Origin of the sequence: Marinospirillum perlucidum (assembly GCF_003336805.1) — a bacterium.
GTDB lineage: Bacteria > Pseudomonadota > Gammaproteobacteria > Pseudomonadales > Halomonadaceae > Marinospirillum > Marinospirillum perlucidum.
In genome coordinates this window covers 391247-416318 of the sequence record NZ_QFWJ01000002.1, presented here as the reverse complement: position 1 = coordinate 416318, position 25072 = coordinate 391247, and the positions used below count along the sequence as shown (strand labels likewise).

The following is a 25072-nucleotide window of genomic DNA, read 5'->3' as shown; positions in this document are numbered from 1 at the left end:
CGAGATCTATTTAATATGCACCCGTTGGCCAGATAGCTCAGTTGGTAGAGCAAGGGATTGAAAATCCCTGTGTCGGCGGTTCGATTCCGCCTCTGGCCACCACTTTTAGGATGTTCTGCTGGGGTATAGCCAAGTGGTAAGGCACCTGGTTTTGGTCCAGGCATTCGGGAGTTCGAATCTCTCTACCCCAGCCATCTTAAAGACTTGCCGACATAGCTCAGTTGGTAGAGCAACTGACTTGTAATCAGTAGGTCCCGGGTTCGACTCCTGGTGTCGGCACCATTAAGGCTCTGTTTATCAGAGCTTTTTTTGTGCCCAAAGTAAACACCCCGCTTTAATCTCCCAATCTTTACTTTATCTTCCTCGGATGAGGAATTAGTCTCCTTTTTACCTGTCACATTTCATGTGTCACTAATATAAAAAGGAGTCTCCATGTCTTATACCATCAATACCCTGATTACCGACAGCAGCTTTGCAGACACCGATACCCGCACCCGCGAGGCTCTGGCCGAAAAAGGCTTTGGTGTACTGACTGAAATCGATGTTCAGGCCACCATGAAAAACAAGCTCGACAAGGAGATGTCCGGTTACCGCATTCTGGGTGCTTGCAACCCGCAAATGGCCTGGGAAGCCATAGGTCTTGAGCCCAAGGTCGGTGCCATGCTGCCCTGCAATGTTCTGATCCGGGAGACCCCTCAGGGCATAGAAGTCAGCGCGATTGATCCTGTAGCCTCCATGCAAGCCATTGATAACGCCCATTTGAAGGAAGTGGCTGCCCAGGTTCGGGAATTGCTTCGAGAAGCCATCGGCAGCATCTGAAATCCTTCCTACCACCCCCTGCTTTCTTTAGGTCCGGCCACAGCCGGGCCTTGATTCGCATCAAGCCTTCCTCTTTTTATTGCTTTATCTAGCACCTCTGCACTAGAAACAATTGGAAATAGTGCGCAACATTAAGTAACATTGCGTTGTATGCGACCAACCAGCAAGCAGCTTTTACCAGACGCCTCTTATTGTAATTTGCTGACAGTCGCCCGGACTCCACCTCACTTCTGGCTAGTTGGTCGACTGAGATGCAAAGGATCTTCAAACATTTAATCCTCTCTGGCTTGTTGCTGATCTGCCTGGATACCTGGGCACAGCCGGTTCATATTTTTCATCAGCCAGACGTTCGCCTCACACGCTTCACCATCGAACATTATGTAGATACCAGCCAGACCCAGGATTTTGCCAGCATTCAGCAGCAGAACTTCACTGAAGGCCCCAACCGCATTTCTCTGGGCACCGATTCCAAAACCACCTGGTCACGCATTCATCTGCAAAACCAGACAGGGCAAAAGCTGAATCTTTCCCTTCATCATCCCTATGCCTACCACAATCGCGCCCTGGCTTTTTATGAAGTGGAAAACGGCAACCTCCTGAATAGGCAGCACCTGGATCTCGAAACGGCCAGCAACAGCCCCCTGATGTTTCGCGGCAGTGCTGTTTACGAGTTTGAACTGGAAGAAGGTGCCAGCAAGACACTCTATGTGAAAAACGTTTCCTTTTCTCACCAGTGGTTCAGTCTGCTGGTCCTGGACCAAAACAATTCGCGCCGTGAGCTGATAGGTACGCATAACGATATCGCCCTGATGGTTGGTATTCTCCTGGCTCTGGTGATTTTCAACTTTCTGCTTTACTACTCTTCCAGCCAGAAAGAAAACATCTACTATTCGGCTTATCTGGTTTCCGGTGCGATCTGGATTGCTCTGTCTTACGGTTTTTTTGCCAACCAGTTCAACCTCTACGGTGCTCAGCTACTGCCCCTGCATTTGTCCTTGATGACCATGCCCATGTTTCTGATTCTCTTTATGATGAGAGTCTTTGAAACGCCTCAGCAATATCCGCTTGAGCACCGCTTCCTGCAGTTTATTCTTCTGCTTCTGGTACTGGATTTATGCTACGGCCTTTTTGATATTCTTGGTGCCCTTAAACCCGCCAGCAGCCTGGCTGCCTTGATGATGCTGATTTCCCTGTCAGTCAGCATTTCCATCTACCGCAAAGGAAATCCACTGGCCAAATACTTTCTGATCGGCCACAGCTTTTTTGTACTCTTCAGCGGTCTGGCTGTTCTCTTTTACAAGGGCATTATCGAATTCAACTACATCACCAGCCACGGAGTGGGTATCGGCATTATGCTGGAAGCCCTGATGCTGGCTTTTGTACTCGCCCATCGCATCAAGATTCTCGAAGCCATCAAAGCCTCGCAAGAAGACCTTAAGCATCAGGCCGCAACCGACCCCCTCACACAACTCTATAATCGCCGACACTTTTTCACCCAGGGCGATTTCATGCAAAACCAGCCGGGCAAAAACAACCAGCCCTTGTCCTTGCTGATTCTGGATATCGATCATTTCAAGCAGATCAATGATACCCACGGCCACCCCTTGGGCGACCAGGTGATTATCCTGCTAGCCAACACCCTCAAAAATCTCAGCCGAGAAAAGGATCTGGCGGCCCGTTTTGGCGGTGAAGAGTTTGTCCTTCTTCTGCCCGCCTGCAACCTTTCACAAGCAGGTGAGTTTGCCCAAAGACTGCGTAAAGCCGTGGCAGACCTGCGTCTACCTCTAGCCGACCACCAAGAAATCAATTTCACCATCAGCATCGGCGTGGCCCAGGTGGCTCAGGAAGAAACCCTGGAAGCCTCACTACAAAGAGCTGACAGGGCGCTCTACCAGGCCAAAAACAGAGGGCGTAACTGCGTTTGCCTGGCCGAAACATCGCAACGCCCCAGCAAAAGCAACTGTGGTGTAAGGCTCAGTGGTAACTGAACAATCACTTCTGTTTACCTGATCGCCAGGACTTCATCACAGCATCGAAGGTCGTCTTTGCCCTCTAGCCGCTTTGTCTGATAATGATTAGCTAACAGCTAATGCAAAGTCCTGACAGGAGCGGCCGAATGAGCAGTCTATTAATCAACGCTGACATGGGCGAAAGCTTTGGCCCCTGGGTCATGGGTATGGATGAACATGTCATGCCTCACGTGGATCTGGCCAATGTTGCCTGTGGTTTTCATGCCTCCGATCCGCATGTGATCCGGCGTACAGTACGTCTGGCCAAGGCTCATGAAGTCAGGGTGGGCGCACACCCCTCCTATCCGGATCTGGTCGGCTTTGGCCGCCGCTCCCTGGCCTGTTCACCGGCTGAAGTAGAAGATCTGTTGCTTTATCAGTTAGGCGCGCTGGCTGGCATCTGTCGTGCCGAGGCCACCGATATCCACTACGTCAAACCTCACGGGGCTCTCTACAACGACATGATTCGTGATCCCGAGTTGTTTGCTGCCGTGGTCAAGGCCGTCAAGGATTTTGATCCCGGCCTCCCCCTGATGACCATGGCGGCCTGTGATACTTCCACCCAACAGGAGATCGCCGATAACCTGGGCATACGTCTCTGGTTTGAGGCCTTTGCCGATCGCGCCTACGACAACCAGGGCCGCCTGGTCTCCCGGCAAACCCCCGGTGCGGTACATGAAGACCCCCAGATCATTCTGGAACAGGCCATTAAAATTGCTCGTGGCGAACCCCTGACCTCTATCGACGGTCAGCCCATCACCCTGAAAGCCGATACCCTCTGCGTTCATGGTGACAACAATGAATCCATCGCCGCCATTCAATCCATTCGTGAAGCCCTGCTAGCCCTGAGGCCCCCTCATGACTGAAACCCGGCTCCCGATGCAACCCCGGCTGGAATCCGCAGGACTGGATGCCTGGATTCTACGCCTGTTTGACCGGATTGATGAAACTAATCTGCCCTGGCTGACCGCCTTGACCCACGATTGTGAGGTGGCTCTGGGCGATGCCCTGGTGGATCTGGTGCCCTCCTACACTACTCTGCTGGTGGTTTTTGATCCTTTGAAGCTGTCTCCGCAAGCAGCCAGACAGCAACTGGAAGTCGTGATCAGCCGCCTGCAACCCGAGGACACCCTGACTCCTGGTCGCAGCCATGAACTACCCACCTACTACCACCCCAGTGTGGGACCGGATCTGGAAAGAGTCGCCCAGCATACCGGCTTGAGCGTGGATGCAGTTATTGCCTGCCACAGTGAAAAAAGTTACCGGGTTTTTGCCCTGGGCTTTGCACCGGGTTTTGCCTTTATGGGGCTGGCCGACCCGCAAATAGAATGCCCACGTTTTGATACGCCCCGCCAACGCGTGCCGGTGGGCAGTGTTGCCCTGGCTGCTCGCCAAACTGCAGCCTATCCCGCTGCCACACCCGGTGGCTGGAATCTGCTGGGACGAACCAGCGCCCGTCTTTTTGACCGCGACCGGGAAGGTTTCAGCCTGCTTCAGGTGGGTGATGAAGTGCGTTTTCTGGCGGTGGATCGGGAAGAATTTGTACGCCTGGGCGGGGATCTCACCCCGGTGGAGGCCAAGCTATGACGCTGCCAAAGAGCACTGCTGCAATCCGAGTACAACAAGCCGGCCCCCTGACACTCTTGCAGGATCAGGGCCGTTTTGGCTGCCGTCATCTGGGAGTCACCCAGGGGGGAGCAGCTGATCTCTATTCCTGGGCCTGGGCCAACTATCTGGCCGGTAATAGCTGGGGTGCAGCCTGCCTGGAAATCACCCTGGGCGGCCTGCAACTGGTGGCCGAAAAGGATCTGGTCATCGCCGTCACCGGTGCAGATCTGGGTGCCACCCTGGATCAAAAACCTCTGCCGCTTTGGCAGCAAGTGGTCTGGAAAGAAGGACAAACCCTGGCCTTTGCCACGCCGTTAAGCGGATTACGTGCCTATCTGGCCATTCAGGGCGGCCTGGCAGCCGAGCCGGTGCTGGACAGTGTCGCCTGCGTCAGCCGTGAGCAGCTGGGCGGTTTGGATGGCCGGGGCAACAAACTGGCTCAGGGGGATCGACTGGCAGTCCACGCCCAGACTTCAAAGCCACAAGAGCGTCCCCATCAAGCACCGGAAGACGCCCGCCTGGATTTTAGCCAGACCCCGGTGCTGGAACTTTTGCCCGGTGCGCAAATAGGCGAATTCACTGGTCGTAGCCTCTATGCCGCTTTCAACAGTCGCTGGAGAGTAGATAATCGTGCTGATCGTATGGGAGTTCGCTTGACCGGCCCCCGGCTTGATTGCCGGATCACCTCCATGATCTCCGAAGGCATCAACCTGGGTAGCGTTCAGGTGCCTCCTGATGGTCAGCCCATAGCACTCCTCAATGATCGCCAAACCATCGGCGGCTACCCTCGCCTGGGTGCGCTCACGCCACTATCCGCTTCCAGACTGGCACAATGCCTGCCCGGCCAGGAAGTGCAACTCAAAGCTCGGGGTAGTGGCCCGCTACTGGAAAAACACCGGCGATTCCTGGAATTCTTTAGTAATTAATCAGGACTGAAACAAAGAGGGGTGGAGTCAGCCAAGCGAGACTCAGTCGATTGCTGTGCGGTTACGTCCCTGCGTCTTGGCTTGATAAAGCAGCTTGTCAGTGCGGGAGAACAACTGCTCAAAGGTCTCGTCAGGCTGCTGGGCGGTACTGGCACCAAAGCTGGCGGTCAGCTTGACCTGATGAGGCAAACACAGAGCCTGGGTAGCCTCACGGATGCGTTCAGCCAAAGCATAGGCTGAAGACAGATCGCTATCCGGCAGGATAACGGCGAACTCCTCACCGCCCATGCGCACAGCGACATCCTGCTCTCTAATCTCTTTAACCAACATCCCGGCAAAAGCCTTGAGGACAGCATCACCCGTGGGGTGACCGTAGGTATCGTTAATCTGTTTAAAGTGGTCCAGATCGATCAGCACCAGCCCCAGGCTACCACCATTGCGATGCACCCTGGCCAATTCCTGCTCGGCAAGCTGATACATGCGGCGGCGGTTGTAGAGGCCGGTGAGCGTATCCGTCTGACTTTGATGCAGTAAGGCGTCTTTCTGTTGATGAATACGCAACAGTGCCAGCATCAAGATCCCCACCACCAGCACCACCAACAACAGCAAACTCAAAACAGCCACGGATAGCCACTGCATCAGCTGACGCTGGTCGGCCGAGGCCAGGTGCAGCATCTCGTTGAGTTCGCTATAGGCCCAGGCAAGATTCTGCTCAAGCACCGTTCCCTGACGGAAAAGCTCGGCTTTAACCGCTTCATCCAGTGCCTCGTTCTCACCTGTCTGCAGCGGCTCCAGCATCACTGCCAGTGAACTCTCGGCCCTGACAATTTCTTCAAAAGGAGCCGTATAATCGGCCGCATATAAATCACTTTGGCTCAGTGAATGGAGAACAGTTCTCGCCCGCCGCTCGATGCTCTTGAGTATGCCCTGAAGCTGATAAAGGTGGTGCTCTTCCCCTTCTTTGCGCAGAGTATCCAACGCCAGGTGCAACTCGGAGACACTGGCCTGAGCCCGGATCACATCGGTCACCATGGAGGTATAATCAGCCCCCACATGGCGCTCGGCTTCTTTCAGGTAGTAGGCCGTCGCCAGTCCACAGACCAGCAACAACAACACAAAGGCAGCGGCGAGCCACCCTTGTAGCTGTTTACCCGACATCAGCATCATTGCACCTGGATTTGCCTTAGCGCCCAGATCCAGCGAGTAATGGAAGCAGAACCATCCAGTGCCGCCTCAGCATCCTCCGGCACAATCAACATAAAGGGCCCCAGATCCTCCTGCGGTACCGGCTCACCATCCAAACGCGTCACCAGCAGGTAGGACTTTTCCTGACGATCTTCTGCGGTAAGAAAAGTGGTATAGCCATCTTCAGCGATAAACCTCACGCGGCCTGCTTCATCCAGACCCTGGCTGGCCAGGAAATCATCCAGCCAGACCCCGGCAAAGGTGCCCTCCGGACCTTCAGGATGCTGCATCGTCACTTCGTACAATCCGAGAGATTCAATCTCGCTCAGGCTAAGCGATTGACGCTCTCCGCCCTTGGTAAGCACCAGCGCTTGGGGCGCTTCAGCCCAGGCGGCGGAAAGGTGACCCAACAACAAGAAGCCAACCAGCAGAAAAAAGGCTGGTTGCCACCACAAAGTAAAACGCTGATGCATGTGAATCTCCTTAGTAAGAATCTTGGGCCGGGGGCGCCACTAGACTGAATTTGAATCACCGCGCTGCTCTGAATCGCATTCATGCAGCATCAAACTCTAAGTGTCTGCGAAATGTAAGAAAGAGTAAACATGCATTGCAGTTCAGTCCACCAGAAGTGGCGCAAAAAAGCGGCCTTTATAGCACTCAGGTCAAAAATCGAACCTTTTACCAAAAGTGTTAGCCGCTACCTTCAATACACCCTTGAGATATGCCATTTCAGGAATTAGCTGAAATCGGCCGGATCATAATTAGCAGGCCAAAGAATATACGGGCCATGTCGCCCTTTGCAGTTTCTGGCTCCCAGATTTTCTGCATCCAGGGTGGCAAAAAAAACTCCGTCTTTTTCGTAGGCATAGCCTAAACGAGCGGATTGCATTAAGAGTTCCTGAGTGGTCAAGCCCAGTGCCTTGGCCAGCTTGGAGGAAGTGAGCAAGGCTGGTTTTTCTTCGGGTTTAATAGGTGGTTCAATTAACCCATACCGCCCCCAAACATCCGGTTTTATGGGTTGGTGTAACCGAGCCAAACGCCTGCCAATTTCTTCCAGGTCGGTCTTGGCCAGAGCTTGCCCGGTCATAACTCGCCCTAAAGCACGAAAGGTGGTGCCTACACGCAACCCAACTTTCTCTTTAGCCTCAAGAACACGATCCGGTCGGCAAAAATTTTCAAAACCTTTTTTTGGCTTGGTTAAAGGTGCTTTGTAATCAACAAGAACAAAATGTCGGATTTCCAGAGCCGAATAACCACAAGCTTCTAAAGCCTTACGCACGCTTGATTCATGTCTTTGAGACTGGCGAAGAGGTGACGGTATTTCATATTTCTTCCCTCCTCGCCAAGTCCAGCAGGTGCCATCAGCATCCACCTTCAAACCAGACTTAAAACTTTTGGTTTCAAACAGGGAAACGATTCCGTAAACACTAATCGCAAGGTGGTCGATTTGTGACACATCACCATCCATGTCCAAGCGTAAATCATTGAGTAGAACCGCATGCGGATGATCGCGGTACTCCTTACCCAGCAACCAGGCCACCTGCTTTTCAGTCGATAAACCGGCCCTACGATTTTTAATTTCACCAAGGACCTTGTTATGAATAGCAGGATTAGTCGTTTCGGTATGTTCAGCCAGCCTTTCAAGACTCGTTAACGTTGATTGAAGGCTATCGGTTTCCTTGATAATGGTCATCGTCCCTCCCTGGGAGTCAAATTCACAAAAAAAGCAGCGCTCAACCTACTGATAATTTTGCTGCCTGCTTCCACATAAAATTCGGCATAGGTTCTATGCCATTGGCAAGTTGAGTATTACTAAAACTGTCAGCCCAATCAGCTAGGCCAGTGGCGGAAAAATTTGAGATTTTGCAAATTTCCCTACACCTTCCTCTAAACCTGTTGCATATTCAGCCAGTTACAGGCTGGCACTTCCCTAGCTGTAGTAATCAGAACCCGCTTGGCCCTGTTCGGATAGAAGCTTCAAAATCAGCAGGGCAAAGGTTTTTTGTTTGCTTTCGCTTTCCAGCACTTCCATGGACAGTTTTTCGTGATCGGTCATCGAGTCCAGCACCAGGTCGGTCAGGCGTTTAGGAAACAAACCATGCATCACTTGCTCTCTGGAATGATTATTGACCTGAGCCATTACGGCCTCGTCGCGACGTACACGATCTGCAATACCATTGGCAAAATGCAGCTGATCTTCGTCCGAGACTTCCGCACCGAAAAGATCATTCAGGGTTTCGATGATTTCAGAAAGTCGCTTTTTTTCCGGATCATGGGCTTTGCCGGATCCCATCTCTGTCACCGGGTCCAGCACATAGTCCCCTTCATCCTCGGCCAGTTTGAGTTCGTGTTCTTTTCGTTTGGTGATTCGGTAATGCGTCAGCTGCAGCTCCGTGATATCCAGCTCGTCATCATCCAGTGCTTCCTGGCGCAGCAACGGTAGCAGGTGTTTGGCGAAAACACACAACTGCTCCAGTTCCGTATCATCAAAGAAAACTATCTGAGCCATGAACTCATAGGCCCGCACAAAGCTACCCAGGTTCTTCTTGAACAGATCCAATTGATCCAGACCTAAACCTATCTCCTTAAGCGTGGCCTCTGCTTGCTTCAAACCATGATCATTGCCCTCTTTCTCAGTCTGGCGTCTTGCGTTCTCCGCATCCTTGCGTTCATCACGTAGCAATTTATAGCGCTGGTTGAAGCGTTGTTGGGCAGGCTTGCAGTAATAGCTTAATTGTGAGGAGGGGGCTTTGGGGTCAAAGAAGGCTCGGGCAAAGCCTTCCACTTCGTTCCAGTGGTAAATCTGTTCGCTATCCAGCGCATCCTGCAGGTCATAGACCACCTGAGTCTCGGACACCCCACTCAATTCCGCCTTGTTGTAGTAAGGCAGGAAGGATTCCAGAATGTCGCTGGCGTCATTCACAAAATCCAGAACAAAGGTTTCCTTGCCGGGGAATAAGCGGTTCAACCGGGATAGGGTTTGCACACATTCCACGCCCTTGAGCTTCTTGTCCACGTACATGGCGCAGAGCTTGGGCTGGTCAAAACCTGTCTGGTACTTGTTGGCCACCAACATCACATTAAAATCGTCAGTATCCAGCGCCTTGGCATGATCGCGCCCGTTAAGACCCGGATTGAGCAGACTGCTGGTTTCCGTTACTTCTTCAGGCAACACCCCATCTGGTGGCAAGCTGCCCGAGAAGGCCACCAAGGGATGCACATCTCTATAGCCTCGCTCCTTGATGTACTCAAGCATCGCCAGTTGATAACGGACTGCTTCCTGGCGGCTGGAAGTCACCACCATGGCTTTTGCCTGACCATCCAGTAGATGGCGCACATTTTCCCGGAAGTGCTCAACAATCACCTCCACCTTCTGATTGATGTTGTAGGGATGCAGCCGCACCCACTTGGCTAGCTTGGTACGGGCTTTCTTGGAGTCCACCTTTTCGTCTTCGCCATCCGGGTGAGCCAGCCTCCAGGCCACTGCATAGGTGGTGTACCGCCTCAGCACATCCAGAATGAACCCTTCCTCAATGGCCTGGCGCATGGAATACACATGGAAGGGCTCAGGCTTGTTGGTGTCACTCGGCAGTTGCGAAGGATCAGGCACACGACCAAACAATTCCAGCGTCTTGCCCTTGGGCGTCGCCGTGAAGGCATAGTAGCTGATCGTCTGGCTGGGTTTGCGGGAGGCAACCGCCGCGTCCAGCAACTCTTCAGCACTGATCTCTTCGCCATCTGGCAAATCACCACCGAGTAGGGCCTTCAGCTTGGTTGCAGAAGAGCCGGTCTGGGAAGAGTGTGCCTCGTCAGCAATCACTGCGTACCGACCTGAAGCCAGTTGCGGGTGTTTATCCAGGGCATCAAAAAGTGCCGGAAAGGTCTGAATGGTGACGATGATAATACGGGTCTTTTCGGCCAGCGCCTCCGCCAGTTGCTCGGATTTGCTCTGGTTACCGATATCCCGGGTAATGGGCCGAACCACACCCTGAGCGTGTTCAAACTGGTAGATGGTGTCCTGTAACTGGCTGTCCAACACGGTTCGGTCAGTCACCACAATGATGGAGCTGAACAGCTTCTGGCCATCCTCAGCGTACAGCTGAGCTAGCTGGTGTGCCGACCAGGCAATGGAGTTGGATTTGCCCGACCCCGCACTGTGCTGAATCAGGTAACGATGACCGGCACCCTCTTCCTTGGTGGTCTGAACCAGTTGGTTCACCACATCCCACTGGTGGTAACGGGGGAAGATCAGGGTTTCCTTGGTTTTGCGGTTACCGTAAAAGTCTTCTTCGGTTTTCTTTTCCAAATGCAGGAAGCGGCCAATCACCTTGAGCCAGGCATCCTTCTGGAGCACCTTCCGCCACAGATAATCCGTGGCATAACGGTTTTCATCATCCGCTCTGGGATTACCGGCACCCCCGTCTTCCGTGCCCCGATTGAACGGCAGAAAGAAGGTATCCTGGCCATTCAGGCGAGTGGTCATGGCCACCTCGTCCTGGCTCACGGCAAAGTGAACCAGTGCGCCTCGTTTGAAGGTCAGCAGGGGTTCGGGCTTACGAGTGACCGGATCTTTTACCGGGCGGTCTTTTTTGTACTGGCGCTTGGCGTTCTCAACGGTTTGCTTGAACTCGCTCTTCAACTCCAGTGTGGCGGTGGGAATACCGTTCACAAACAACACCAGATCCAGACGTGGATTGTAGCTGCCGGTTCGGGCATGGGGTGAGTAGGACACCTCTTCCACCACCCGCAAACGGTTGGCGACATAACGGCGTTTGCTGTCCGGGTTCATGCCATGGTCTGGCTTGAAGCTGCAGAGGTCAATCTTTACCCCCGGCACTTTGAAACCATGGCGAAGCACATCCAGCGTGCCCTTTTTCTCCAGCGCACGAATCGTCTTTTGCACCAACACCTTCTCAGGGTTCTGCGGGTTGCTCTGGCAAAACTTCTCCCAACGGTCCGGCCAGGCTTCCTGAAAGTAGGCCACCAGGTCTTCGGTATAGACCGCGTTGATGGGGTCGTAACCCGATGCTTGACCGACCAGCCAATCCTGGCTTTTCAAATCGGCAAGGATATCGTTCTGGAAGAATTTTTCGCGGCTGTCTGCCATGACTGCTCCTGGTAAAAGGGGTCCTGTTAACGTGCGCTGGGCTTCAATGTTTAATCGTCTGACTCTATGGCGGGCGTTTGTGCCTCCACCATGGCGCTTTGCCAATCACCATAAGTCTTGCGGCTGGTTTTCTCCAGCCAGGTGGTCCGGCCATTGGCCGGCCGACCAGAGACCACTGCAGCGGCAGCACTGGGGCTGGAGAACATCTGGTCTTGGGAGAAGACCACCTCGCCGGACTCATTGGAAACCAACACACCGTCTTCAGTCAGTTGCTGGTACAACGGCTGGTAGCTGGCGTAACTACTGTTACTGACCCAATGGTTCCGGGCTTTGCTGCCAGCCAGCACCACAAAATCGCCATCCACTTCCTCGGCTTCGGCGGCAATGCCGTACTTGGACAGTTCCATAGTAAAACGGGCTGAGGTTTGCGGAGCATCGCGACTGTCACGCTGCGCCTCAACTAGCTTCTGGCTATCCCGCAGGAAATCAAAACCCAACACCGGTAAAACGGTACGAACCTGCTCAATGAAGAACGCCATATCCGCCTGGTCTGACTCCGGCAGGATGGTGTAATCGTGGGCCGTGTTGTTCACCAAACCGCAACGACCGGATTGTTTGGCCAGGGCGATCAGCTGGCTTTCCAGGTACTTCACATGGGCTTTGGTCAGGTTCTGGTCCTTGCTGGTCACCAGACACACCTTTTCCCAGAAGTCCTTCCCACCTTGGGACTCTGGCCGGTTGTGCTGCTTCAATCGCTTGGCCACATCGTCCGACTCGCCAATGTAAACCAGTGGCCGCATGGCGTTGTCCGGGTCTGGCCCTACCAGAAAATAAATACCGGTGCGGGCACACTCGGGGCGTTTCACCAGATTGGTGAGTTTGGAACGTGGGCCGGTCAACGTGTGGCCCGTCCAGTTCATGATCTCGGCGGTGAGCAAACCATTGGGTGTGCCGTCCACCAGGAACAAACGCATACTGCGACCCTGGTTCATACGGTGGCCTCCATGCCGGTTTGGCGAACTTCCTCATCGTAGGCGCTTTCATCGGCGGGTGGTTGCCAGTCGCGGACATCGATTTTGCCGGTGACGGCGGCGGAGATGAGGGCGGAACGGCGTTCAGCTAAGAAATTGACAGCTTGATTAGCCTCAGAAATCAAAGCCTCCATACCGTTTAACTTCTCAGCCAACACTTTTGCAATCGATTCTTGGTCTACCAGCGGCGGTACCGCTACTACCAACTCTCTAATATCTTCAAGGCTCAGCTGAACTTTGGTTCCACCGTAACCAGAGCCCAATAATTGCTCTTTAGCAGCGTCGCCGAGAATAAAATATGCCAGCCAATCCGGATGACAGCGACTTTTGTCCGGTCTCGCGAGGGCAACATGTTGACTCACATATCCTCCCTCTACCGATTGATCTGCCGCACAGACAGAACCAAGGTCTGCAGTAATGGAAACGAGTATATCGCCAGCTTTGATCTTTGCTCGGCCGCCTTCAGATGACTCAGGTGGACTGACATGTTGGACTGATTCCAGCTTTGGGCGTATGGAATCCCGGGTGAGATTGGCAATTCGGAAGAACAGGTAACCCGCATCTGAATAATATTCAGCCCATCCGCGAGATCCACTCGTTACAAACTCAAGAAGAAACTTCGCAGGCATTACACGCCAATGCGCCGGCACCTCACCAAGCCACTCCACCCCGGAGTCCTTCATCGGCACATCCGGATCCAGCCCCTTGGTCACCGCATGGGAAATCACCGCCTGGCGTTTTTCCTGTAGCAACTCAATCAGGCGTTCCTGTTCGTGGATCAGGGCGTCGATTTTGGCGGTTTCATGGTCCAGGAAGCGGGCGATTTGGGTTTGCTCAAATAGCGGGGGACGCGGACATAAAATGTTACCCAGCATTTCAAGGTTGAGCCCATCTCTTAAGTCACCGCCTGCAAGGTTACGAATATTTTGATAATTGGCCTTTAGCCACCAGAAAAGCTATCTCTCCGAACCTGGCTGCGACGGGACGATAGCAGCCATTGATTGATTACATGTGGACTCTATGGTGAGCTGTGCAACCGTACCCTTCGTCTTTCCCTGTCCAGCCAATGCCACAACTAATCCACCTGCAGGAATCCACTTCGCGCTACTATTTCGAAACGCCTCAACGGTAATTAAGGCTGAGGGTTTAGTTATTTCAGACTGGTTAACGCTGCCCGAGTTTAACCACGGTATTGAACCGTTCTCCCAAAACTCGACGTTCCTCTTATCCGGGGTACCTCCAGCATAGATGCTGGATATCCAACGCAAAGGAGCTATTCCCCAGTAAGATGGCAGGGAATCAAACCAAAAAGAGCCAATCTGCCGGTAGCTTTCGTATACAGGAAAACTCATGCAGACAACTCCTCAATCATCTGCTTAACTCCATCGGTGCGCTTCTTCAGTCCCGCATAAACAAGAACCAAGAGCCAGACGTTAATGGTTTTCATGGCTCGCCTCCACCGATGTTTTCCAAATGGGCATTGCTCGCCAACCCGAGGGAAAGCCCATCTTCGAGGTTTCAATTTGGTGTTTGTCCAGTAAAGCGATCAGTCGCTCTGCCCAGTGGCTCCCAGGGCTGATCACGCTCAGCAAATGCACGAGCATAACCAGGGTGTTGTAGATGTTTCGGGTTCGGGTTGTGCTCATATTGGCTTTCAGCCCGGTGGGTTTTGTCCTGGGCAGCGGCATGGTGACCGTCAGTTTGCGATTCCATACGCGGCTGTGGTGCGCACAAAGATTGCGAACATAGGTCAGATGGCGAGCGAAGTTTTTCAGCATGCCCTGATCCATCTGATAGGTTTTTGCCAAAGCTGCACGGTCTGATGGCACCATCTGGGTGATCCAACGCGACAACATGCCGAAAGACATTATCTCGCTCACCGCCCAAACCGGGGGCGATACCGGCTTTTGGTATTTTTGCTGATAATGCTGGATGAAGGCTTCTTCGGAGCGGGATAGTTCTTTTTCCAGTTGCGCCAGATGTCTGGCATGCAGCTTTAGATTGGATGCATGGCTGGCATCCAGGTAGGCATGGGGCCCGTGCCGGTGCGCCATATGATAGGCCCACTGGGCGCGCAAGGAGACTTCGACCCGCTCTATCGCATCCAGCAGCAGTAGCCGGAGTTCTCGATCAAAAATATAAAGATTGAGTACTGCGTCGAAGGTGGTACCGGGGGTGAACTGATGGCTGGAATGATCGGCCTCGAACGGAAGCCAGTAGCCCGTCAGGCGGTAATAATTGATGTGGCTCAGATAATGCAGAGCTCGGCCTGCATCCGGGATGACCATACCTCGGGCGCGCAGGAGGTCTACTTGTTGCTCCCAACGGGTGGCTGGTTTATTAAAATCCATTTTCAGCGCCTCAGAAACAAGTAACCCGCCGGTTTGAGGTTGCTCCGTAGAGCCTAGCCTTGGCGGGTATTGTTAAGTGCAATATATACATATATCGGCCATTCAGCAAGCGAGCCGCTGCTTTTTCGCCTCCCAGGCGCACAAAACCGCCGAAGTGTGCATCCTGGAGAGGCATCATGCAGACAACTCCTCAATCATCTGCTTGATCCGGTCGGTACACTGCTTCAAATCCGCATCAATCTCATCCAGTGGACGAGGCGGCCTGAACTCGTAGAAGTGGCGGTTAAACGGAATCTCGAAACCCACGACACCCACTTCCCCGTCTTGCTCGTCGCACTTGGATTCATCAATCCAGGCATCGGGTACGTGGGGTTTTACTTCCCGCTCAAAGTAGTCGTAGACGGATTCAGTGAGTGGTACGTTTTCGTAGTCCCGCAGGCCGGTATCCGGCTCCGGCTTGCCCTTTTTGTCGGTGCAGATATCCGCTTCGGGGTCGCGCTCACTCAGGGCATTGAGTAGCGCCTTGGTTTGCGGGGCACTCGGGTAAACCTGATGATCGGTCAACTGAGATTTCAGCGCCTTCTGGAACTCGGTGCGATTGCGATACACCTTGCCTGAATCCATGGCTCGACAGGCCGCCTGAATCTTCTCCTGCTCTTCGGCCTCCATCTTCTGAATGGCTTTCTCGTCCAGAATACGCTCCACGCGTTCTTCTGAGGTCTGGAAGTTCAGTTGCAGTGGTCGCTCGACGGTAATGCGGCGATAGCCAAAGGCTTCGATTGGGAAGATCTTGCTCTTCTTGGTTTCCTGAAATTCCCCGTACATCCGCACGATCTCGTCCTGGTCGGCATCGTTGACGAACTGACGTTTGCTGCCGAGGGACTTGCGCATTTTGCTAGCCCGGTCAGTGGCATCAATCAGCTGCACCTTGCCTTTGCGTTGGGCCGGTTTGTTGTTGGACAAGACCCAGACATAGGTGGCAATGCCGGTGTTGTAGAACATATCCGTGGGCAGGGCGACGATGGCTTCCACCAGGTCATTCTGCAACAGGTAGCGGCGAATCTCCGATTCACCACTGCCAGCACCCCCAGTAAACAAGGGACTGCCATTCAGGATAATACCAATGCGCGAACCCCCTTCACGGGCGTCACGCATCTTGCTGACCAGGTGCATCAGGAATAACAGCGAACCATCGGAGACCCGAGGCAAACCAGGACCAAAGCGACCGTCAAAGCCTTTTTGCTTGTGCTCATCGTTCACCTGCTTTTGAACCTTCTTCCACTCCACGCCAAACGGTGGGTTGGAGAGCATCACATCGAAGGTATTGGAAGCCAGTTGATCGTTGGACAGGGTGTTACCCAACTTGATGTTGCTGACTTCCTGGCCCTTGATCAGCATGTCCGCCTTACAGATGGCGTAGGACTCAGGGTTCAATTCCTGGCCATGCAGGGAGACCGTGACCTGATCACTGATCTTCTGGATATACTCATCGCCCTCGGAAAGAAAGCCGCCCGTACCCGCTGTCGGATCGTAAATGGTCACGATGCTGTTGGGCTTGAGCTTGGCTTCCTGATCGGTGAGAACCAGTGAGGTGGTCAGGTGAACAATGTCACGCGGGGTGAAGTGTTCCCCAGCGGTTTCGTTAGAGCTTTCAGCAAACTTGCGGATCAGCTCTTCAAAGATCACCCCCATGCCAAAATTGCTGATGGAATCGGGGCTCAGGTCGATACTGGCGAAGCGTTGCACCACCTGGTACAGCAGGTTGTTGGCACTGAGTTGCTGAACGAAGTCTTCAAAGTGGAAGTGCTCAAAGATCTCCCGGGCATCCTGGCTGAAGGCCTGGACGTAACTCATCAGGTCTTCGGCCACCTGGGTGTCCGAGAGTTTGGCGAGGCTCAGCGGTGAGGCATTGAAGAACTTTTGGTTAGCCGCCCGCAGGAGCAATTTTTCCCGCACGGCATCCGGTTTATTCTGGTGTTCGTTAGCGGCAGAGAGAACCTTATCCTTGGTGGGCTCCAGCACACACTCCAGCCGACGCAACAAGGTGAACGGCAAAATCACCCGACCATACTGGCTTTGCTTGAAGTCACCGCGCAGCAGATCGGCCACCGACCAGATGAATGCTGCGGTCTGGGAGGCAGAAGTTTTATCGTCAGTCATTACAGGGAATCCCTTTCAAAAGGCGGCAGCCCAGTGCGTGAAATTAGCTTGGGTTGATCTTATCACAACCTAAAAGCCATTCACTGTGTTGCTATTGCTCTCTGAATCCAAGTGTAAGGATCTTAATTGCTCAATCGGTGAGAGGTCTTCAAAGAGAGAAAGGGGAGTGGTCACCAGGCGGTCACAGAAGGATTGTGAAAGCTTTTGGATACTGAGAGCGAGGGTCAAAATTCAGATAATGGCCCGCCCGATAGGATTCGAACCTATGACCTTCGCCTCCGGAGGGCGACGCTCTATCCAGCTGAGCTACGGGCGGTTTTTGAAGAGGCGGGAATTGTAGGCCGGTGAGCCTTATTTGTCCAGACCCCCGGCCTGGTCGCGGATGAACTCTTCGATCTGGCCGCGCCCCAGTTCGCCGAAGTGGCGATTCACCTGCTGGCCTTCTGCCGAGTAAAACAAGGTGGCGGGTAAACCTGGTGCCTCAAAGTGTTGCATGGCACTGCTTTCCGGGTCGAGCAGCACCTGTTCAAATTCCAGTTCGTATTCCTGCAGGTAGTTACTCACGGCCAGGCGGGATTCGCCCTGATTGAGTATTACCAGTGTCAGGCGCTCATCCCCGACATAGCTTTGCAGCAGGGGCATTTCCCGCCGACAGGGCGGACACCAGGTGGCCCAGAGATTGATCAGCAGGGGTTTGCCTTCAAGACTTTGCAAAGACAGGGGTTCGCCTTCCAGAGTGAAGACCTGCAAATCAGGCAGCGGCTCGCCCAACTCTTTTTGCGGCAAGAGGGCCAGGGTCAAAAGACTGGCGGCAGCGGTTATCCCCAGCAGCACCGGGGCCATCCGTCTGAGGGTAACCTGGCGATAAGCCACGATTAGAGTGACCAACAGACCACCCAAAAGAGCACCCCACCAGCTGTAACCCGGCTGCCAGAAATAGGCCAGGGTCCAGGGTTGATCCAGGTAGGCTTGGGGCGTTTGCAATGCATACACCAGGCGGCCACCCAGGGCACCTGCCAAAGCGGTCATCCATCCCCAGCGCGCCAGTCCGGGGTAGCGCTTATCCAGCAGTTCGCTTAGCAGCAGCACCAGAACCAGGGCAATAATGCCGGGCAGGCGACTCAGCGGGAGCAACAAGGGGCCGAGGGTAAGCGCATCCATAGTGATTCAGTTCCGATCAGCGAAAACGCATGAGTTCGGGTTCAGGGTGCTCCTGCTTGGGCAGGCCGGTAATTTCAGCCAGACGCGGCAGGCGCGGCATACCGGAATGGGTTTGCAATTCGCCTTCGGCATTCTGCCAGACCCAACCGGGGGTGCCATTAATACCCAGGGATTGCATCAGGTCCATGTTGGCCTGCATCTGCTCGCGGTGCTGGTTTTCCACACTCACATCCAGCTCTTCCTGAGGCTCGCCAAAGTTTTCCATGTTCTGCGCCAGCAAGGCGGCCGGATTATCGGCATCCAGCAGCGCCGCTGTACGATTGCGGCTATCTGGTTTCAGGTAGGCCACGGGAATCCAGCGAATCTCGGCACCCACTTCACGATAGGCCTGCATGGCCACCCAGGCCAGTTGACTGAAAGGGCAGTTAGGATCAAAGAACATATACAACTGAGTGCGGGTTTCCAGTTGGCCGTTTTCGTTTTCCAGCAGGCTGGGTTCAGTCAGGTAGTGTGCAGCCTCCAATTCTTCCCAGGCTGGGCGAGGCAGCCAGGTTTTCTGGTGCTCTTCGGTCAAATCCATACCCTGGGCATCCAGCACCACGCCATTGATCAGGTAGTCACCATCGGCCGTGGTATACACGATCAGGTCTCTGTCCTGAAAGCGCACCACCCAGCCGGTCAGGGATTCACCCACGGGGAAATCACGAATGATATCCAGCCCCTGGTTTTCCAGATGCTTGATGGGTTCGGGGCGTTCCCTGGCCTGGGAAACCGCATCTTCGCTGACTTCAGGCAAGTCCTCCTGAGCAGCTGCATCTTCGGAAGAGAGGTTAGCCCAAAGCGGTGAGGCCAGCAGCAGGCCCGTCAGTAACACGAGGATAGAAAGGAAGCGGGCAGAAGAGCACATGAAAAGGGAAACCTCCGGTAAACTGGGTACTAGAACTCAAGGGTGACGATGCCAGCCCGATAGGTTAGCCAGTTTGAGGCGCACTGTCACCTGCAGCGAAGACTTGCTTCGGAGGTATGCATGTTGAACGACCCCCTGAGATTCTGGGCCGTGATCACCCAGGCCCTGGGTTTTACTTTGATTATCCTGCTGGAAACCTGGCTGGGCCGTGGTCAGGCTGGCCCCTGGCAGCTGGCAATTCTTGCCGCCATGCTGGTAGCGGCGCTGGTGATTGCTGTGTTGCGCCGCTACCAGAACCGCCGTCATCTCAAGGAGCAGGAACGTCGCCGCCAGCTCCTGCAGGAAGACGAAGAAGACAATTGATCTCTACTCTAGCCACCGAGTAAATGAGCATTCTGAGGTCAATTTCAACACAGTAAAGGCAGTATTTACTCCCGGCAAATCACTGCACTTACCACATCCATGTGGGTCGCAACGCAATAGTTAACCTGAGGTTTCCTAACCCGGCTGCCCATCCGGTCGGGGCGAGATCAAAATACGGGTATAAACCAGCACAAAGATCAACAGGGCCAAGCTCCAGCAGGTGGCGGCCAGATGATAGGCAGGCAAGCCCAGCGAACTGGTCGCAAAGACACGCACCAGAGCAGCCACCAACATGAGGGCAAAGGCCAAAACGATCCAGGGGGAAGGCTTGAGCGGTCGCCCGGTATGCCCCAGGCTGATACGACTCATCATGCTCAGCGTCATCAAGCCTAGACCACCCACGCCCAGGGCATGAATCCCCATGTAGGGGTTGATCAGCTCCAGCATGCCCAGCCCGCGCAGCACTAGCCCCAAGAGCAGCCAGATAAAGGCCAGGTAGAGACTCCACAACAGCGGGGTTTTCCAGATGCCGGGATGGTGCCAGATCCAGAGACGCGGCAGCATCCAGACAGCCAAAAGGATATTGGCCGCAGCCGACCAGATGCTGAAAGGTGCCAGCAAATCAGCCAACAGAAGCGCAGCGAATAAAAACGGCAAGGGTTTTTCTAGCCAGGCCGGGCGCGGAAAAGCAGGCACTTGCAAACCCAACTGGATAAAAAACGGCAGGATGCGGCCAGCAACCAACAAGAGGATAACCACAAACAGATCCAGGCCCAGATGAGCACCTAAATGACCCAGCCAAAACGAGGCATGGCCCAGGTGTTCGCCATGGCTGGCCAGTGCCGCCAGGAAGAGCCCGGCAATCAAGAGCAAAAAGACGCGGTTGGATAGTTCGGAATCCTTGAGCGCTGGCCAGAGGCTGACCCAAAGCCCTGCCCAGAAGATCAGATCCAACAGGGCATAGAGCATCAACGGCCCACCGGCCAGGGGCATCAACCTGGCACCCAACCAGACCAGTGCCAGCAGTGCCAGCGGCCAGCCATCCGGGGTCTTTTTACCCGTCCAGCGGCGTACCGCGGTTAACAGGAAACCGGCCAGGATGGCCCCGGCATAGCCGAAGATCATTTCATGGCGGTGCCAGGCCAGCGGGTTTTGAATCGAAGTCCAGCCCCCCTGGCCGCTCAGTAGCAGTACCCAGACCAGCATCAGGCCGCTACCGGCCAGGCTGCCCAGAATAAAAAAGGGACGAAACCCCAGGTTGAAGACGGCTGTCCTCACTCGACGACCTCCTGCCCGGCATCCCGGGTGCGGGCTGCAAAAAGGACTTCATTTTCCAAGGCGATATGCTCCTGAAGCTCGCGCATAAAGGTGTCCACTTCCTGATAAAGCTGCGTCCAGGTGGCACAGGCATCGGCGGGTAATTGCAGATTCTTGGCTGTGGCCTGAAGACGCTGGAGGGAGGCATCATGCTCCCGGTGTTCCAGTTGCATCACATGAATGGGACCGGTCGCCTGGGCAAAGCGCCCCTGGCGCAGCATAGGAAAGAGGATCATTTCCTCTTTCTGCATATGACTATCCAGCTCCTGTAGCATAGATAACAGTAGCTGGGTCAAGCCGTTAGGCACTTCAGGGTGCTCGGCATGACTGGCTTCTACCTGACGGGCCAACTCAGCCACCTGGGGCAGGTGCTCCCGGTGACGGGCATGGTACTGATCCAGCAGATGATCAATCAGTTGTGCCGAGGTCTTTTTTGCGGCGCTTTCCAGGAAATTTTGTGAAGTCATGCGAGGCTCCGGATCACTTGAAGAAGAAGGTTGCTATTTCACCTTCAATTAGTGTGCCAGCCCATGAATCACGGCTTAGAGAAGAAAGAGGGTACTTTCCACCCGAACCATCAGGGTTAAATTGACCCTTCGGGGTGTTTTTAACCCTGATCGAGTTTTTTGCCCAGGATGCAGAGGCTAATGACCCGGCCATTGATTTCTGCTACCTCGGGTAGATAACCCCAGGATTCAAAGCCTTCGGCCTCAAACAAACGCAGACTGGCCTCATTGTGAGCGAAGATATAACCCACCAGACGGGTAATGCCGACCTCGCGGGCGGCCTCCAGAGCATGTTGCAGCAGTTTTTTGCCCAGCCCCTGACCCTGGCAGGCCGGGTCCAGGTAGATGCTGACTTCACAGGTGTTGCGATAGGCAGGGCGACCGTAAAAATCCCCCAGGGAGACCCAGCCACCCAGTCGCTGTTCATCTTCCCACACCCAGAGGGGGCGCTCTGGCGATTGGTGACTGGCGAACCAGTCCAGGCGCTGCTCCACGGTTACGGGCAGGGTATCGGCGGTAGCCTTGCCTGCGGGAATGGAGGCGTTATAAATACGCACGATTTCCGGCAGATCTTTTTGCCGGGCCAGACGTAGCGACATAATTAATCCAGAACTTCCAAAGCCAGGGGACTGGTGACTTGCAAGCGCCAGTCCTGATAACGATTACGGTCTTCAACCAACCAACCTCTGGTTCGGACCCGGCGTCCTTCAAGTTGTTCCAGAGGCAGGCCTTCAAAAGCGGGTAGATGTTCGGCAGGGATTTGCAGCGCCAGCCGCCCCTGAAGATTGATCCAGAGGTTATGACGGCTGCGAGCCACCCGCACAACCCGGCCATAAACACGGGCACCGCCGGTATCGGCTGAGGTAATCTCGGTGGCGGCCAATCCCGGCTGGTTTTCAGCCAGGGACCAGATCCCCCGCCCCGCCTGAAGCGCCTGGTCTTCATAGGGCTGCAGACAGGTGGCATAGCGGGTGTCCGGGGCTACAAACATCTGCATGACATAGCCTGCTTCCAGCAGCAGTCGGTTGATGTTGCGACCATCGGGAAGGAAGGCATAGGCCAGCAGGCGTCCGTGGCGATCACGGCTTTCCACACCATAGTCCAGACGCACCCGCTGACCGTTGTTGGCCAGCAGTTGACGCAGGTAATCGCGGCCAGCCACGGCAAAGGCTTCAGAAGGCTGGCCGTTACGGCCCATTTCCGGGGCATCGATGCCCAGCAGGCGCACCCGCGTGCCATCGGCCAGTGTCAGGGTATCGGCATCATAAACCCGGGTAACGGCGGCTTCACGATCCAGTTGCTGCTGGCTGCAAGGCTCGGCCTGCAAAGAAAAAGCTAGGAGCAGCAGAAGCAAAAACAACCAGCGGGAGCCCATGTTTTATACCCCCAGGTGCTTCATCAGCCCCTGCAGCTGAAACAACCTTTTGGGATCGCCTTCGACCTTGACGTGGCCATCCTGCAGGGCGCGCATAAAGGCATTGCGATCCTTGTTGGTCAGGGTTTGCCAGGCCTGATCGGCGGATTCAAAGATCAGCTTCATGTCGGCTTCATCCAGATCCCCGGCTTGCGTACGTGCCTTGTCTTCCTGCAGTTGATAGCTACGCCCCTTCCAGTCGCGGGTTTTGATAACAAAATTCAGCGGCTGGCTACGCAGCTTTTCACGTACTTGCGGGTTCTTCTTGTGAGCCCGGGTAAGGAGTCGCCCCAGCATCCAGAGCAAAAACCTGAGTCGCAACATGGTGTTTACCTTTTATTGGCGGAAAAACCGCCAGATTAAAACATCCGTTTGATAAAGTCAGCCAAAGTGAGTGCGCTTTAAGCATCCGGCCCCAGCAGAGGTGGCAATTCCTTGACCAGTTGCACCTTGCGGCGTACTGCCTTGCCCGCCAGGGCAAAACCAAGCAACTGCCCCTCGGGGCTGACAAAACGTCCCTCGGCACTGTCAGCGTCCAGATCTAACTGCCATTCACCGTCACTGCCTGCAGGGGGCGGTGCAGCCACGACAGGGCAAGAAGGTGTCTTGACCAGAACAGGCAGCGGCGGCAATTCCAGGGCAGCGGGTTCACCGCTCAGGTGTTCGGCCAGGGTGCGAGCCGAGGCCATCAGTGGCTGGACATACATGAGATTCCGGCCTTCGATTTCGGCGCAGTCCCCCAGGGCATACACATCCGGGTTGGAGGTGCGCAGCTGGCGATCAACACAGATTCCGCGCTTGACCTTCAAACCGGCTTCTTCTGCCAGTCGGGTACGTGGCTCCAGCCCCAGGGCAGAAATCACCACTTCAGCCTGCAGCAATTCGCCGGATTCCAGTTCCAGCTGCCAGTCACCGGGTTGACCATCGATCAGCTTGAAGCTTTCCTGCTTGAGCAATTTCAGGCCCTTGTCGACCAGCGCCTTTTCCAGCAAGTCCGCCACCTGCGGCGGCAAGAGACCAGGCAGAAGGCTGTTGGCGCGCGTTACCAGGGTCACCTGATAGCCTGCAGAAAGCAGATCCTGAGCCATCTCCACCCCGACCAGACCACCACCGAGCACGGTGACCTGCTGCCGGCCTTCCAGGGCTTTGCGGAACACAAAGTAGTCATCCAGATCGTTGATCGAATGCAGGGCTCCCGGTGGAGCCGGTAGCTCTCTGGGTTCAGCGCCCAGGGCCAGAACCAGCCGGCTGTAGCTATAGCTCTGGTCTTCCAGGTGCACTTGATGGTTATCGATATCCAGCGCTTCAACCTCGGCAAAAGTGACGATCTGAATACCCAGGTTTTCTGCCTGTTGACGTGGGTCGGCAATGGTCAGCTGTTCGGGAGGCTGGTTCTTGGCCAGAGCAGTGGACAACAACGGCTTGGAATAAAAATGCCCGGAATCACGGGTCATCAAGAGTAGCGGCTGATCCGGTTGGCGATTGCGCACTTCGATGGCCAGCTGATAGCCCGCCATGCCGGAGCCGATAATGATGAGCGGTTGTGTCTCGGTTGCTGTCGACATCTAATCTCCTGGGCTGTGTTAGAATCCGCTGCATTATAGATGAAAGCCCCGAGGAGGGTACACGCCCAGCATGCAAGTCACCGATCGCCACCTGCGAGCTCTCGATTCCTGGCCTGCGCCTGCCTGGCAACCGGCGGCTTTTCTGGCGGCTGCACCCAGTGGTGACTGGCGCAGCTGGTTGCAGGAAGAGGGTTCCCTGACTCGTCGCCTGCAACAACAGGCCCACACAAGCTTTCGTGTGCGTGTCCTCAATGAGGGGCTACTACCGATCAACCAGCATGAAGCAGCCTGGCTGGCCAGTCAGCACCGGCGTATCTGGGTGCGTCAGGTTTTGCTGGAAGTCGACGGGGAACCCTGGGTTTTTGCCCGCTCCCTGTTGCCGCTCGACAGCCGGGGCAGTCTGCTGCGCCGCCTGAAAAACACCGGCAACAAGGCCCTGGGGCATCTGCTTTTTACCCACCCGCATATACAGCGCGGCCCTCTACACTTTTGTGCGCCGGGACAACTGCCCTTTGCCAGCTACTGGGGAAGGGCTTCCTGTTTTAACAAGGCTTCGTTACGCTTGCTGGTTGCTGAGCACTTCCTGCCTGCCATGCAGGCGCGTTTGCAGCTGCCCACTCGCGGAATTTATGGAGACTGACCG

The 25072-nt window shown here is 54.7% G+C and carries 24 protein-coding genes and 4 tRNA genes; 10 read left to right on the top strand and 18 right to left on the bottom strand.

From position 1 onward, the window contains the following. Window positions 1-26 precede the first annotated feature (26 nt). The 8 genes from DFK18_RS04455 to DFK18_RS04420 all read left to right on the top strand — a co-directional run bounded on the left by DFK18_RS04455 (window position 27) and on the right by DFK18_RS04420 (window position 5362). Window positions 27-102: transfer RNA gene (locus tag DFK18_RS04455), tRNA-Phe, on the top strand. A gap of 17 nt (window positions 103-119) precedes the next feature. After that, window positions 120-194 (top strand) — tRNA-Gln (locus DFK18_RS04450). Window positions 195-206: 12 nt separating this feature from the next. After that, window positions 207-282, top strand: a tRNA-Thr gene (locus tag DFK18_RS04445). Window positions 283-432: 150 nt separating this feature from the next. Next, window positions 433-819, top strand: coding sequence for a DUF302 domain-containing protein (locus DFK18_RS04440; RefSeq protein WP_114417007.1), 387 nt, complete (start codon window positions 433-435; stop codon window positions 817-819). Window positions 820-1070: 251 nt separating this feature from the next. After that, entirely contained in the window at window positions 1071-2807 is a 1737-nt protein-coding gene (locus DFK18_RS04435; RefSeq protein WP_114417006.1) for a sensor domain-containing diguanylate cyclase, read from the top strand. A gap of 128 nt (window positions 2808-2935) precedes the next feature. Beyond that, window positions 2936-3694 carry a 5-oxoprolinase subunit PxpA gene (locus DFK18_RS04430; RefSeq protein WP_114417005.1) on the top strand — a complete coding sequence of 253 codons (759 nt, stop codon included), beginning with the start codon at window positions 2936-2938 and terminating at the stop codon, window positions 3692-3694. After that, complete coding sequence (locus tag DFK18_RS04425; protein ID WP_245944327.1) at window positions 3687-4415, top strand: 5-oxoprolinase subunit B family protein; 729 nt, start codon at window positions 3687-3689, stop codon at window positions 4413-4415. Before DFK18_RS04430 ends, DFK18_RS04425 begins: the two co-directional genes overlap by 8 nt. Next, a complete protein-coding gene (locus DFK18_RS04420; protein WP_114417004.1) occupies window positions 4412-5362 on the top strand; it encodes a 5-oxoprolinase subunit C family protein in 951 nt (316 codons plus the stop codon). Before DFK18_RS04425 ends, DFK18_RS04420 begins: the two co-directional genes overlap by 4 nt. Window positions 5363-5404: 42 nt before the next feature. Here the strand turns inward: DFK18_RS04420 and DFK18_RS04415 are convergent, their stop codons facing one another. From DFK18_RS04415 to dsbG, 12 genes are all read right to left on the bottom strand, one after another. Further along, a complete protein-coding gene (locus DFK18_RS04415; protein ID WP_162299681.1) occupies window positions 5405-6526 on the bottom strand; it encodes a GGDEF domain-containing protein in 1122 nt (373 codons plus the stop codon). After that, window positions 6526-7020 (bottom strand): molybdopterin-dependent oxidoreductase, encoded by a 495-nt coding sequence (locus DFK18_RS04410; RefSeq protein WP_114417002.1) that lies wholly within the window; start codon window positions 7018-7020, stop codon window positions 6526-6528. Before DFK18_RS04410 ends, DFK18_RS04415 begins: the two co-directional genes overlap by 1 nt. Before the next feature lie 263 nt (window positions 7021-7283). After that, the gene (locus tag DFK18_RS04405; protein ID WP_114417001.1) at window positions 7284-8240 is read right to left on the bottom strand and encodes a nuclease-related domain-containing protein; all 957 of its coding nucleotides are present in this window, start codon (window positions 8238-8240) and stop codon (window positions 7284-7286) included. Between the two features lie 237 nt (window positions 8241-8477). Then, complete coding sequence (locus tag DFK18_RS04400; RefSeq protein ID WP_114417000.1) at window positions 8478-11654, bottom strand: type I restriction endonuclease subunit R; 3177 nt, start codon at window positions 11652-11654, stop codon at window positions 8478-8480. A gap of 50 nt (window positions 11655-11704) precedes the next feature. Further along, a complete protein-coding gene (locus DFK18_RS04395) occupies window positions 11705-12574 on the bottom strand; it encodes a GIY-YIG nuclease family protein (protein WP_245944326.1) in 870 nt (289 codons plus the stop codon). Window positions 12575-12642: 68 nt separating this feature from the next. Next, the gene (locus tag DFK18_RS04390; protein ID WP_114416998.1) at window positions 12643-13560 is read right to left on the bottom strand and encodes a restriction endonuclease subunit S; all 918 of its coding nucleotides are present in this window, start codon (window positions 13558-13560) and stop codon (window positions 12643-12645) included. An 81-nt stretch (window positions 13561-13641) separates the two neighbouring features. Continuing rightward, entirely contained in the window at window positions 13642-14037 is a 396-nt protein-coding gene (locus DFK18_RS14815) for a restriction endonuclease subunit S (RefSeq protein WP_114416997.1), read from the bottom strand. Window positions 14038-14118: 81 nt separating this feature from the next. Then, window positions 14119-15036 (bottom strand): Abi family protein, encoded by a 918-nt coding sequence (locus DFK18_RS04380; RefSeq protein ID WP_114416996.1) that lies wholly within the window; start codon window positions 15034-15036, stop codon window positions 14119-14121. A 174-nt stretch (window positions 15037-15210) separates the two neighbouring features. Then, complete coding sequence (locus DFK18_RS04375; protein WP_114416995.1) at window positions 15211-17196, bottom strand: type I restriction-modification system subunit M; 1986 nt, start codon at window positions 17194-17196, stop codon at window positions 15211-15213. Window positions 17197-17435: 239 nt separating this feature from the next. Beyond that, window positions 17436-17512 (bottom strand) — tRNA-Arg (locus DFK18_RS04370). A gap of 35 nt (window positions 17513-17547) precedes the next feature. Next, window positions 17548-18357: a TlpA disulfide reductase family protein gene (locus DFK18_RS04365; RefSeq protein WP_114416994.1), complete on the bottom strand. Its 810-nt coding sequence runs from the start codon at window positions 18355-18357 to the stop codon at window positions 17548-17550. A 16-nt stretch (window positions 18358-18373) separates the two neighbouring features. Further along, a complete protein-coding gene (gene dsbG, locus DFK18_RS04360; RefSeq protein WP_114416993.1) occupies window positions 18374-19264 on the bottom strand; it encodes a thiol:disulfide interchange protein DsbG in 891 nt (296 codons plus the stop codon). 120 nt (window positions 19265-19384) lie between these two features. On the opposite strand from dsbG, the gene DFK18_RS04355 reads away from it, so the two are divergent. Continuing rightward, window positions 19385-19627 carry a hypothetical protein gene (locus DFK18_RS04355; protein ID WP_114416992.1) on the top strand — a complete coding sequence of 81 codons (243 nt, stop codon included), beginning with the start codon at window positions 19385-19387 and terminating at the stop codon, window positions 19625-19627. Window positions 19628-19762: 135 nt separating this feature from the next. Here DFK18_RS04355 and DFK18_RS04350 read toward each other — a convergent pair whose 3' ends face one another. From DFK18_RS04350 to DFK18_RS04325, 6 genes are all read right to left on the bottom strand, one after another. Next, window positions 19763-20905 carry an NnrS family protein gene (locus DFK18_RS04350; RefSeq protein WP_114416991.1) on the bottom strand — a complete coding sequence of 381 codons (1143 nt, stop codon included), beginning with the start codon at window positions 20903-20905 and terminating at the stop codon, window positions 19763-19765. Then, window positions 20902-21411 carry a hemerythrin domain-containing protein gene (locus DFK18_RS04345; RefSeq protein WP_114416990.1) on the bottom strand — a complete coding sequence of 170 codons (510 nt, stop codon included), beginning with the start codon at window positions 21409-21411 and terminating at the stop codon, window positions 20902-20904. Before DFK18_RS04345 ends, DFK18_RS04350 begins: the two co-directional genes overlap by 4 nt. Before the next feature lie 140 nt (window positions 21412-21551). Beyond that, entirely contained in the window at window positions 21552-22049 is a 498-nt protein-coding gene (locus DFK18_RS04340; RefSeq protein WP_114416989.1) for a GNAT family N-acetyltransferase, read from the bottom strand. Window positions 22050-22051: 2 nt separating this feature from the next. Further along, window positions 22052-22825: a thermonuclease family protein gene (locus tag DFK18_RS04335; protein ID WP_114416988.1), complete on the bottom strand. Its 774-nt coding sequence runs from the start codon at window positions 22823-22825 to the stop codon at window positions 22052-22054. Window positions 22826-22828: 3 nt separating this feature from the next. Then, window positions 22829-23188, bottom strand: coding sequence for an SCP2 sterol-binding domain-containing protein (locus DFK18_RS04330; protein ID WP_114416987.1), 360 nt, complete (start codon window positions 23186-23188; stop codon window positions 22829-22831). A 77-nt stretch (window positions 23189-23265) separates the two neighbouring features. After that, window positions 23266-24429: an NAD(P)/FAD-dependent oxidoreductase gene (locus DFK18_RS04325; RefSeq protein WP_114416986.1), complete on the bottom strand. Its 1164-nt coding sequence runs from the start codon at window positions 24427-24429 to the stop codon at window positions 23266-23268. 70 nt (window positions 24430-24499) lie between these two features. On the opposite strand from DFK18_RS04325, the gene DFK18_RS04320 reads away from it, so the two are divergent. Next, window positions 24500-25069 carry a chorismate--pyruvate lyase family protein gene (locus DFK18_RS04320; protein ID WP_114416985.1) on the top strand — a complete coding sequence of 190 codons (570 nt, stop codon included), beginning with the start codon at window positions 24500-24502 and terminating at the stop codon, window positions 25067-25069. Window positions 25070-25072 lie beyond the last annotated feature (3 nt).